Origin of the sequence: Dactylosporangium fulvum, assembly GCF_025137375.1 — a bacterium.
In the GTDB taxonomy this organism is placed as follows: domain Bacteria; phylum Actinomycetota; class Actinomycetes; order Mycobacteriales; family Micromonosporaceae; genus Dactylosporangium; species Dactylosporangium fulvum.
Window position 1 is genome coordinate 4114680 of sequence record NZ_CP073720.1, and the last position, 10382, is coordinate 4125061.

12 protein-coding genes are annotated in these 10382 nt (G+C 72.8%); 3 read left to right on the forward strand and 9 right to left on the reverse strand.

Annotation, left to right across the window (positions count from 1 at the left end; all coding sequences use genetic code 11):
- Positions 1-22: 22 nt before the first annotated feature.
- Positions 23-703, forward strand: coding sequence for a VOC family protein (locus Dfulv_RS19495; protein ID WP_259865437.1), 681 nt, complete (start codon positions 23-25; stop codon positions 701-703).
- Positions 704-723: 20 nt separating this feature from the next.
- Here Dfulv_RS19495 and Dfulv_RS19500 read toward each other — a convergent pair whose 3' ends face one another.
- The 4 genes from Dfulv_RS19500 to Dfulv_RS19515 form a co-directional block, all read right to left on the reverse strand.
- Positions 724-2124 (reverse strand): Hsp70 family protein, encoded by a 1401-nt coding sequence (locus Dfulv_RS19500; protein ID WP_259865438.1) that lies wholly within the window; start codon positions 2122-2124, stop codon positions 724-726.
- Positions 2125-2196: 72 nt separating this feature from the next.
- A complete protein-coding gene (gene ctaF, locus Dfulv_RS19505; protein ID WP_259865439.1) occupies positions 2197-2622 on the reverse strand; it encodes a cytochrome c oxidase subunit 4 in 426 nt (141 codons plus the stop codon).
- Positions 2612-4318 carry an aa3-type cytochrome oxidase subunit I gene (ctaD, locus tag Dfulv_RS19510; RefSeq protein WP_406568022.1) on the reverse strand — a complete coding sequence of 569 codons (1707 nt, stop codon included), beginning with the start codon at positions 4316-4318 and terminating at the stop codon, positions 2612-2614. Before ctaD ends, ctaF begins: the two co-directional genes overlap by 11 nt.
- A gap of 351 nt (positions 4319-4669) precedes the next feature.
- Complete coding sequence (locus Dfulv_RS19515) at positions 4670-4942, reverse strand: hypothetical protein (RefSeq protein WP_259865440.1); 273 nt, start codon at positions 4940-4942, stop codon at positions 4670-4672.
- Positions 4943-5019: 77 nt separating this feature from the next.
- Between Dfulv_RS19515 and Dfulv_RS19520 the strand changes: the two genes are divergently transcribed.
- Entirely contained in the window at positions 5020-5622 is a 603-nt protein-coding gene (locus Dfulv_RS19520) for a DUF5709 domain-containing protein (RefSeq protein ID WP_259865442.1), read from the forward strand.
- 21 nt (positions 5623-5643) lie between these two features.
- On the opposite strand, the gene Dfulv_RS19525 is transcribed toward Dfulv_RS19520, so the two are convergent.
- Together Dfulv_RS19525 and Dfulv_RS19530 are read right to left on the reverse strand one after the other, a co-directional pair.
- Complete coding sequence (locus Dfulv_RS19525; RefSeq protein ID WP_259865443.1) at positions 5644-6813, reverse strand: zinc-dependent alcohol dehydrogenase; 1170 nt, start codon at positions 6811-6813, stop codon at positions 5644-5646.
- On the reverse strand, positions 6810-7238 hold the full coding sequence (locus tag Dfulv_RS19530; RefSeq protein WP_259865444.1) for a hypothetical protein: 429 nt from the start codon (positions 7236-7238) through the stop codon (positions 6810-6812). The genes Dfulv_RS19525 and Dfulv_RS19530 overlap by 4 nt, the downstream gene beginning before the upstream one ends.
- A gap of 137 nt (positions 7239-7375) precedes the next feature.
- Between Dfulv_RS19530 and Dfulv_RS19535 the strand changes: the two genes are divergently transcribed.
- Positions 7376-7534, forward strand: coding sequence for a hypothetical protein (locus Dfulv_RS19535; protein ID WP_259865445.1), 159 nt, complete (start codon positions 7376-7378; stop codon positions 7532-7534).
- A gap of 109 nt (positions 7535-7643) precedes the next feature.
- Here the strand turns inward: Dfulv_RS19535 and Dfulv_RS19540 are convergent, their stop codons facing one another.
- From Dfulv_RS19540 to Dfulv_RS19550, 3 genes are read right to left on the reverse strand one after another with little or no spacing between them, the layout of a single operon-like run.
- Positions 7644-8234: a cytochrome P450 gene (locus tag Dfulv_RS19540; protein WP_259865446.1), complete on the reverse strand. Its 591-nt coding sequence runs from the start codon at positions 8232-8234 to the stop codon at positions 7644-7646.
- 23 nt (positions 8235-8257) lie between these two features.
- A complete protein-coding gene (locus Dfulv_RS19545) occupies positions 8258-8950 on the reverse strand; it encodes a dienelactone hydrolase family protein (RefSeq protein WP_259865447.1) in 693 nt (230 codons plus the stop codon).
- 29 nt (positions 8951-8979) lie between these two features.
- Positions 8980-10278, reverse strand: coding sequence for an erythromycin esterase family protein (locus Dfulv_RS19550; protein WP_406567975.1), 1299 nt, complete (start codon positions 10276-10278; stop codon positions 8980-8982).
- Positions 10279-10382 lie beyond the last annotated feature (104 nt).

A 10382-nucleotide genomic window follows, 5' to 3' on the forward strand; every position in this document is an offset into this window, starting at 1 on the left:
GTCCCCGGGTTAGCGTGACGGCGTGAGCAGCCGACCCGGCCGGCGGGGCCGACCGCGGTACCCCGACGTGCTGACCCCCGCCGAGTGGCAGGTGGTGGACGCGGTGCGGCACGGCATGCCGAACCGGCAGATCGCCCGCCGCCGCGGGGTCAGCCTCGACGCGGTGAAGTTCCACGTGGCCAACGCGCTGGCCAAGCTCGGCCTGGCGAGCCGGGCGGAGCTGCGCCACTGGCCAGGGGTGCCGGCGCGAAGCGCGCTGCGCGGACCGGCCGGCAGTGCATCGGCAGGGAGAGGAGCGTCAACGGTGGAGACGGTGGAGACGGAGCTGCGACTCGGCCCGATCGGGCAGATCGCCAGGCACGTGAGCGACATCCCGCGTGCCGTGGCATGGTACGGCGGGGTGCTCGGCCTGCCGCACCTGTACACGTTCGGCGACCTCGCGTTCTTCGACTGCGGCGGCACCCGGCTGTTCCTCAGCCCCGCCGAGAACGGCGCGCCGCCGGCCGACCAGCCGGTGGTGTACTTCCGGGTGCCGGACATCCACGAGGCTCACGAGCGGCTGACGGCCCGCGGCGTGCGCTTCGAGGGCGCACCACACATGATCTTCCGGCACGACTCCGGCACGGAGGAGTGGATGGCGTTCTTCGCCGACCCCGACGGCGCCCTGCTGGCCGTCATGGCCCAGGTCCCCGGCGCCGGCTGAGCCGGGGACCTGGGCCCGGTTCAGGCCGGCACCGGTAGCGCGGCGCCCTCCGCGACCACCGTCTCGGGCCGCTCCAGCGTGGTCGGTGCGACATCGAACACCCGGTGCAGGCTGGTGCCGGCCAGCGGCATCCGGCTCGACCCGCCGACGAGGAAGACCGCGGCCGGTCGCCGGGCGACGGGACCGGCCGCCACCTGTGCCGCCCGGGTCGCCGCGACGGTCCGCTCGATCACCGGGCCGGCCAGCTGCTCGAGCTGGGCACGGGTCAGCAGCAGCTCCTCCTCGAACAGCGGCAGGTGCACGATCGTCGACGCGGCCCGCGACAGCATCTCCTTCGCGGTGCGCACGTCGTCGAGCAGCGTCCACCGCGCCCGCCGGTCGGCCGCGGTGGCGGGGTGCTGCAGGCGCTGCCAGGTGGCGGCGTCCCGCCCGGCATAGGTGGCACCGATGTGGGCCATCAGCGCCGCGTCGATGTCCCGGCCGCCACTGTCGGTGCGCCCTTCGGTCGCCGCCACCTCGAAGCTGCCGCGGCCGCGGACGAGCACCGTGGCGTCGAACGTGCCGGCGCCGAAGTCGTAGACGATGATCGCCCCGTTGTCCGGCACAGCCGCGCCGTGCAGCTCGGTGAGGAACCGCGCCGCCGCGACCGGCTCGGGCAGGAGGGCGACGTCGGTGACGCCGGCCCGCGCGGCGCCGGCGGTGAGCATGTCCCGGCGGGTCCGGCCCCAGGCCGCCGGGTGGGTGATCGCCACGCTCGGCGTGGCACCGTCGAGGATGCGCCGTGCCTCCTCCACGACCCGGGTCAGGACGGCACCGATCACGTCGGCGACCGGGTATTCGCGGTCGCCGAGCAGCAGGTGACCGTCGTCGACGCAGCGCTTCGGCGCGGGCTCGAACCGCTCCGGCGCCGTGCGGGCCAGGTGCAGCGCGTCCCGCCCGACGACCAGCCGGCCGTCGTCACCGGCGAAGACCGCCGACGGCAGCAGCGGCGAGCCGTCGAACAGCAACGGCAGCCGGCGCCCGTCCGGGGTGCGCAGGACCGCGGCGGTGTTCGACGTGCCGAAGTCGATGCCCAGCTGCGCCACCGGCGGCGCGGACCGCGGCGCGGGCGTCGGCGCGAACGCTTCCGGCGGGGTGAACGGCTCAGGTGGCGTGAACGGCCCCGGCGACACCGGTCGCGCGGGTGCGGGGAGGTACGCCGGTGAGACCGGGTGCGCCGGCAACCCGGGTTGTGGCGGCGGTCCGAGCCGCGGGCCGGGCGCGAGTCGCGCCGGCGGCGGGAACGGAACCCGGGACTGCGGCGGCACCGGTGGCGTGACCTGCTGCGCCCGGCGCCGGCGGCGGGTCGCGAGCCGCACCACGACGACCAGGATGCCGGTCAGCAGGATGAGCAGGATGGCGATGGCGAGCAGCGAGACCATGTCCGACCGATGGCTCCTTCCGGGGTGTCGGCACCCATCAAACGAAGGAGCGGCGGCCGCCGTCAAATGCGCCTACAGTTCGGAGCCCCGGTTCGCCCCGGTGTAGTACTCGAACAGCATTCCCGCGGCCGCCGCGACGACGCCGACGATGCCGGCGGCGGCGATCCACAGCTGCCAGAGCACGACGCCGAGCGCGGCCGTCGCGGCGCTCAGGCCGATGCCGAGCGGCCAGTACGACGAGGGGCTGAAGAAGCCGACCTCTCCCGCGGCGTCGGCGATGTCGGCGTCGTCCCGGTCCTCGGGCCGCGGCGGGATCCGGCGGGAGATGAGCCAGAAGTACCCGCCGCTCATGCCGCACAGCACGCAGGACAGTCCGAGCGCCACCGTGCCGACGCGTTCCACGGCGCCGTTGAGGGCGGCTGTCAGGTACGCGTACACGATGGTGATGACGACGAGCAGCCCGCCGACGAGGGCGAAGAGCTTGGTCTCAGCTCTCATCGTGCAGCTCCTGACCGGGGCGGACCTCGCGCTGCGGACGGTCACGGCCGATGCCGGCGAGCTGCCTGCCGTACTTGAAGTCGAACGCCGGCCGCTCCGAGCGGATCCGCGGCATCGCGGTGAAGTTGTGCCGCGGCGGCGGGCAGCTGGTGGCCCACTCGAGGGAGTTGCCGAAGCCCCACGGGTCGTCGACGGCCACGACGCGGCCGAACCGGTAGGACTTCCAGACGTTCCACAGGAACGGCAGCATCGACGCGCCGAGGATGAACGCGCCGATGGTCGAGATCGTGTTCCACGTGGTGAACCCGTCCGTGGCCAGGTAGTCGGCGTAGCGGCGGGGCATCCCGCGGGTGCCGAGCCAGTGCTGGATCAGGAACGTGGTGTGGAAGCCGACGAAGGTCAGCCAGAAGTGCAGCTTGCCGAGGCGCTCGTCGAGCATCCGGCCGGTGATCTTCGGGAACCAGAAGTACACCCCGGCGAAGGCGGAGAAGACGATCGTGCCGAACAGCACGTAGTGGAAGTGGGCGACGACGAAGTAGGTGTCGGTCACGTGGAAGTCCATCGGGGGGCTGGCCAGGATCACCCCGGACAGGCCGCCGAACAGGAACGTGACGAGGAAGCCGATCGCGAACAGCATCGGCGTCTCGAACGTCAGCTGGCCCTTCGCCATCGTGCCGATCCAGTTGAAGAACTTGATCCCGGTCGGCACGGCGATGAGGAAGCTCAGGAACGAGAAGAACGGCAGCAGGACCTGTCCGGTCGCGAACATGTGGTGCGCCCACACGCTCATCGACAGGACGGTGATGGCGATGGTGGCCGCGACGAGGCCCTTGTACCCGAAGATCGGCTTGCGACTGAACACCGGGATGACCTCGGAGACGATCCCGAAGAACGGCAGCGCCACGATGTACACCTCGGGATGGCCGAAGAACCAGAACAGGTGCTGCCAGATGATGGGCCCGCCGTAGGCCGGGTCGTAGACCGTCGCCCCGAGCTTGCGCTGGGCCTCGAGCACCAGCAGGGCGGCGGCGAGGATCGGGAAGACCAGGATGACCATCATCGCGGTGAGCAGGATGTTCCAGGTGAAGATCGGCATCCGGAACATCGTCATGCCAGGTGCCCGCAGCGTGATGATCGTGGTGATCATGTTGACGGCGCCGAGGATCGTCCCGAGCCCGGAGATGACCAGGCCCATCGCCCACATGTCCCCGCCGACGCCCGGGCTGTTCTGCACGGTGTTCAGCGGCGTGTAGCCGGTCCACCCGAAGTCCGCCGCGCCGCCCGGGGTGGCGAAGCCGGCCACGACGAGCGTGCCGCCGAAGAGGTACAGCCAGTACGAGACGGCGTTGAGGCGCGGGAACGCGACGTCGGCCGCGCCGATCTGCAGCGGCACGACGTAGTTGGCGAAGCCGAAGACCAGCGGCGTCGCGAACAGCAGCAGCATGATCGTGCCGTGTGCGGTGAACAGCTGGTTGTACTGCTCGGCCGACAGGAACTGCAGCCCGGGCCGGGCCAGTTCGGCCCGCATGAGCAGGGCCATGAAGCCGCCGACGATGAAAAACGCGAAGGAGGAGACGAGGTACAGGATGCCGATCTCTTTGGCGTCGGTCGTACGCAGCAGCCGGGTGAACGTGTTGCCCGGCACCTCGGGCCGCACGAGCGGCACGCGCGGCCGGGCGGTGGTCGGCTCGATCACGGCGGTGCCGGTCCTGGCCTCGGCGGCCCGCACGGCCTCATCCGGCCGCCGCGGCACGCTGGGCCGGCGGTACCGATGGGACGAGGGCACTTCGATGTGCCGGGCGCCGCTCTCGGGCGGCGGCTCCGGCAGTTCCGGCGGCGGCTTCTCCGGTGGCCGCTCGTCCGGGGGCTGGTTCGGCGGTGGCGATGGTGGCTCGGAACCGGACAAAGCTCGTCATCTCCCCGTTTCACGGCATTCGGTGATCCGTGTCAGGCGCACTTCCCGGCGCCGCGGCGGCCAAACACCGGTCGCGGGACATGCTTTTCGAAACCCGCTGCCGCGCGGCGGGCGTCCGGGTGGCAGCAGGGGTCAGCCCGGGCCGACCGGCCCGGTGAAGTCGGGCCGCAGCGACCGGCCGATCTCGCTGTCGGGGTCCGGGTCGCCCTCGCGGTGCCGCCGTCGCCACTCCTGCCGTTCCCGCTCCTGCGCCAGCAGCGCCTCCTCGATCCCGGCGTCGTTGCCGGCCACGTCGTCGCCCTGGCCCTCCTGCGAGGAGACAGCCACCGCCTGCATCAGCTCGTCGAGCGGCAGGCGCCCCTCGTCGCGCCAGACGCCCTCGACGCCCTTGTCGTGTGCGGTCATGCCTGCGCCGCTACCCGGGGGCCGGGCGGCGCAAACGAGTCCGTGTCACGGCCTTGTACGCGGGGTAGGTCCGCGATATGCGTGAAGACACTTTCCCCAGGCCGGTCTCCGACCCGGAGGCCAAGGGCCTGCCCGGCGTGGCCGACGACGACTCGCACGCCTGGGACGAGGTCGAATCGCCCCGGATCTCCGACGGCCCGGAGCCGGCGGGACTTCCGCTCGACCGCGACGACATGCCGCTCGCGGTCGGCCACTACGGCCTCACGCCCGAGGAGGCCCGCGTCGGCGAGCCGCTCGACCTCAAGCTCCGTCGCGAGGAGCCCGATCCGGCGCTGAACGCGGCCGGGGACGAGGAGGAGCGCTCCGACGCCGTCGACAGACCGGCGAGTGCCGAGACCTTCGACCCGGACGCGCTCGGCACGGACATCGACGCCGTCGACGAGAACACCGAGCTGGACGACTTTCCGGACGACGAGACGGCCTGGCCGGACCCGCACTCGCACATCTCCGTGTACGACACCGGGCCGGGGCGCCGCAGCGGTACCGTCGGCAGGCTCGTCGAGCCGGACGAGGGCACCGGCGAGGACACCGAGAAGGACATGATCGCCTACGACGCGGGGGCGGCCGGCGGGGGACCGACCGCGGAGGAGGCGGCGGTGCACGAGGTGCCCGGGCGATGACCGCCCCCTCCGGTGGCGGTGCTACGGCACGAACACCGATCGGACGCAGTCGTCCAGCTTCTCCTTGAACATGCGGTACCCCTGCGGCCCGTCGTCGAGCGACATGGTGTGCGTGGCGAGGTGCTCGGTCACCAGTTCGTCGCGGGCCATGCGCTCCAGCAGCATCGGGATGTACCGCTGGCCGTACATCTGCGCCCCGCGGACCGTGAGGCCCTTGTTCATCATCGCCCCGAGCGGGAACTTGTCGACCACGCCGGCGAAGACGCCGAGGATGAACACGCTGCCGCCCTTGCGGCAGTTGTAGATCGCCGACCGGACCGCCGCCGCGCGGTCGGTCTCCAGCCGCAGCTGCTGCTTGACCTTGTCGTAGACGTGGTGTGCGCCGTCGGCGTCGGCCTCCATGCCGACCGCCTCGATGCACACGTCCGGGCCGCGGCCGCCGCTGCGCTCCAGCAGCTCGGCGCCGACGTCGGTCCGCTCGAAGTTGAGCGTCTCCGCGCCGACGTAGCGCTCCGCCATCACGAGCCGGTAGTCGTACTTGTCGATGCAGATGACCCGGTCGGCGCCGAGCAGGATCGCGGCCCGGGCGGCCATCTGGCCGACGGCGCCGGCGCCCCACACGGCGACCACGTCACCCGGCTTGACGCCGCCGAGGTCGGCGCCCATCCAGCCGGTCGGCCCCGCGTCCGACGCGAACAGGGCCCGCTCGTTGCTCACCGACTCCGGGACGGTGAACGCGCCGACGTCCGCGAACGGCACGCGGGTGTACTCGGCGTGGCTGCCGGCGAAGCCGCCCATCGCGTGCGAGTAGCCGTAGCAGCCGCCGACCGCCTGGCCCCACAGGGTCTCGGTGATGTCCGGGTTGGTGTTGCCGTTGTCGCACAGCGAGTACTCTTCGCGCTGGCAGTGCCAGCACTTGCCGCACGCGATGAACGACGAGACCACGACCCGGTCGCCGACGGCGTGGTTGCGCACGCCCGGGCCGACCTCGACGACCTCGCCGAGGAACTCGTGGCCGAGCACGTCACCCTGCCGCATGAACGGGATGTATCCGCCGAGCAGGTGCAGGTCCGACCCGCAGGTGACACTCCGGAGCACCTTCACGATCACGTCGCCGCTGTTGCGGATCTGCGGATCCGGCACGTTCTCCACGGCGACCTTGTTCACGCCTTCCCAGCACACAGCCTTCACAGTCGGCCCTCCTCTCGTCCGTGCCGGGTCGCGTACGCCAGCGGCTTCGAGGTGACGGTCGGCCGGGCCGTCCCCGGCGCGTCCGGCAGCAGCACCTCGCCGACCTCGGCGATCGCCCGGGCCTCGCGCAGGGACCGCCGCAGCCGGCGGACCGCATCGCGGCTCCCGGGCCGGGCCAGCCGCACCGCGAGCTCGGTGCCGCGGCCGGCCGGTGCGGGGCGGATCTGGATGTCGACCGGGAAGGGCAACTCGTCCAGCGGGGGAGGCTTCGCGCCGAGATCCTGCGGTGCGCGGTTGATGGTGACGCAGTGCCAGCGGTCGGTACGGACGCGGCCGTCGGGGCCGCGCACGGCCCGGCCGATGGCGACCCCGGCGCCGGCACCTGCCGCGACGACTGCGGCGGCGCCCACGACTCTTCGGTTCATGTTGCTCCTCAAGATCCTCTGCCGGACAGTTGGCTTCACGGTTGCCTCACAGTGGTCGGCGCCGGACACCGCCGGCGGGTGGCTCGACTCCGGCGAGCCTGCCCAGCGGCCCGCGGGGCAAACGCTGCCGGCCGCCGGTGCATCCACTCGAACCGCTGGGTGAGCAGCCGCTCCCACCACGTCTCGCCCGGGTCGAGTGGGTCGAGGGTGTGGTGCCCGAGAACTCGGCGGCGCCGTTCCATCCCAACGCCGCCGGCGAGCAGGGCATGGCGGGCGCCGTCACCGCTCGCCTCTGAAGAAGGGTCTGGTACTTCCGGCCCGAAAGCCGTACAGTGATCGGCGAGACCGGCATCTTCCCCCGTGGATGCCGGTCTCCGTATGTCCCGGGGAGTTCCGGCGCGGGCCTCAGCCCAGCGAGACCGGCAGCTCGGACAGCGCGCGGGTCCGGAAGGACCGCCGCCACCGGGGCGCCTCGTCCGGCCGGGCCAGACGCAGATCCGGGAAGCGCCGCAGCAGCTCGGCCAGGGCCACGTCCGCCTCCAGGACGGCCAGGGCGGCGCCGAGGCAGTAGTGCGGTCCGTGGCCGAGGCCGAGGTGCGGCGCGCTCGGCCGCCGGAGGCGGAACGTGTCCGGGTCGTCGACGACCCCGGGATCGCGGTTGGCGGAGGCCAGGCTGAGCAGCACGGTCGCGCCGGCCGGCACGGTCACCGTGCCGAACGTGAGATCCTCGAGCGCGAAGCGGCGGATGGCGAGCGGCCCCGGCGGCTCGAAGCGCAGCGTCTCGTCGATCGCGGCCCGCCGTGCCCCGCCGGCTCCGTCGGCGCGGACCTCGGCGAGCAGTTCGGGGCGCTGCAGCAGCGCGAGGACGCAGTTGCCGATGAGGTTGATCGAGTTCTCGTAGCCGGCGAAGATCGTGAGGAAGGCGAGCCATCTGCTCGGCCGCCGCGCCCGGTGTGCCGCCCTCCTGGACGGGAGCGTTCCGCGCGCGCAGGGCACCGGCTGAAACAGGCCGCGGCGGCCTATCCGCCGGAGCCGCCACCGGCCGGGAGGTATCCGTCGAGGGTGAGGTCGCCGTCGGTGAGGTACCGGTCGAACCACTCCGCCGCCGCACCGACCACGGCCTCCAGCGTGCCGGGCTCGGAGAACAGGTGGGTGGCGCCCGGCACGACGTGGATGGCGACCGGGCCGCTGAACAGCGGCGCGACCGCCTTGTTCAGCGCCAGCACCGGGGTGTCCAGCCCACCGACGATGAGCAGCGTCGGCGCGGTCACCGAGCGGACCGCCTCGCCCGCCAGGTCGGGCCGGCCGCCGCGGGACACCACGGCGCGCACCCGCTCGGGACGGTCCGCCGCCGCCAGCAGCGCCGCCGCGGCGCCCGTGCTCGCGCCGAACAGCCCCAGCGGCAGCGCGGCCAGGTCCGGCTGGGTGCCGGCCCAGTCGACCACGGCGCGCAGCCGCCGGCCGAGCAGGCCGATGTCGAAGCGCAGGTCCCCGCCGTGGGCGTCCTCCGCGGACGTGAGCAGGTCGGTCAGCACGGTGGCGAAGCCCACCCCGTTGAGGCGGCCGGCCACCATCCGGTTGCGCGGGCTCTGCCGCGAGCTGCCGCTGCCGTGCGCGAACACGACGAGACCGCGCGCGTCCGGCGGGACCACGACGTCCGCGTCCAGACGTACGCCGGCCGCGTCGACGCAGGTCGGGGTGTCGTAGGGCACGGCTCCTCCCTTCCGGGTCGCGGGCCGGGTCAGACGCCCGCGGGGTACGCCTCCGGCTCCAGCACGTCCACGGCGTGGGTGCGCAGCGGGCTGACCGCATGCGACTCGTCGAACCAGTAGAACGCGTCGTAGCGGCGGCCCAGAACGGTCGTCACGTAGTTGCCCCGGTGCTCGCGTCGCGGGTCGTAGACGACGCCGACGGCCCGGTGGCCCAGCTCGTGCCCGAGCAGGTCCGGCCGGTCGTCGGCGGGGAAGAGGAACATCGCCTGCGGGGGCGCGGCGAGGTGCAGGATGTCCTCCAGTGAACCCTTGCGGGCCTCCGGCAGCGGCATCACCGCCATCGGCGCGCCCCACGCCTCGCCGGCGACGACGGTGCCGCTGTGGGTGCCGAACCCGGCGAGCACCACCCGGTCCTCGCCGTAGCGCTCCCGGGCGAGCCGGCCGATGCTGATCTCGCCGGACCAGGCCATCTCGGTGCCCCGGGCGTCGCCGACGTGCGTGTTGTGCGCCCACACCACCGCCTTCGCACCGGGGCCGATGCGGCCCTCGTAGTGCTCCAGCAGGCGGGCGAGCGTTTCGTCCATGTGCCGGCCGCGGAGGTTCCAGGCGTCCGGGCCGCCGCCGACCAGCGCCCGGTAGTACCGCTCGGCGTTGACGACGATCTCGGCGTTCTGCCAGGCGGTGAACTCGTCCTCGGCGCCGTGGGTCGCTCGTTCGCGCAGGTCGACCAGCAGGTCGACGACCTCGTTCTCGCAGCTGAGCGGCGCGAACCGGGTCGCCGGCGCAGAGCGCTGCGGTTCCTCGGTGAACGGCTCGAAGCAGCGGTAGGCCGCCAGCGCCGCCGGCACCATCTCGGGGTCGTTCTCGCGCAGGTACAGCAGGAGCTCGCGCAGCGACGCCCACAGCGAATACACGTCCAGGCCGTGAAACCCGACCTGCTCGGGCACGTCGACCGTCGCGTTGTGCCCGCGCAGCCAGCGGGTGAAGTCCACGACCTCCTCGTTGGCCCACATCCACGTCGGCCAGCGTTCGAACTCCAGCAGCGAATCGCGGGGATCCTCGTGCGCGCCGGGGCGCATCCGGACGCTGTGGTCGATCCGCTCGCAGTCCGGCCAGTCGCCCTCCACCCCTACGAACGAGAAGCCGCGCTCGGTGATCAGGCGCTGGGTGAGTGCCGCGCGCCAGCTGTAGAACTCGTGCGTGCCGTGGGTGGCCTCGCCGAGCATCACCACGCGTGCGTCGCCGACCCGTTCGAGGAACTCGTCCGCGTCCCCCGGATCGGTCAGCGGTGTCGCGAGCGCCACCACGTCGTCGCCGTACCGTGCCACGATGACACCTCCTTGGCCGCTTCCGCACCAGGTTCCCGGTCGGCGGCCCGGTAACCCTCCGGCGGTGACCGTCCGTGGCAACGTCAGCGGCGCGGCGGGCGGGT

Excerpts from the sequence above, each read along its gene's own strand:
- Dfulv_RS19500 (WP_259865438.1), bottom strand. The coding sequence starts at position 2,124 with ATGGTCTCGCTGCTCGCCATCGCCATCCTGCTCATCCTGCTGACCGGC.
- Dfulv_RS19515 (WP_259865440.1), bottom strand. The coding sequence starts at position 4,942 with ATGACCGCACACGACAAGGGCGTCGAGGGCGTCTGGCGCGACGAGGGG.
- ctaF (WP_259865439.1), bottom strand. The coding sequence starts at position 2,622 with ATGAGAGCTGAGACCAAGCTCTTCGCCCTCGTCGGCGGGCTGCTCGTC.
- Dfulv_RS19530 (WP_259865444.1), bottom strand. The coding sequence starts at position 7,238 with ATGAACCGAAGAGTCGTGGGCGCCGCCGCAGTCGTCGCGGCAGGTGCC.
- Dfulv_RS19520 (WP_259865442.1), top strand. The coding sequence starts at position 5,020 with ATGCGTGAAGACACTTTCCCCAGGCCGGTCTCCGACCCGGAGGCCAAG.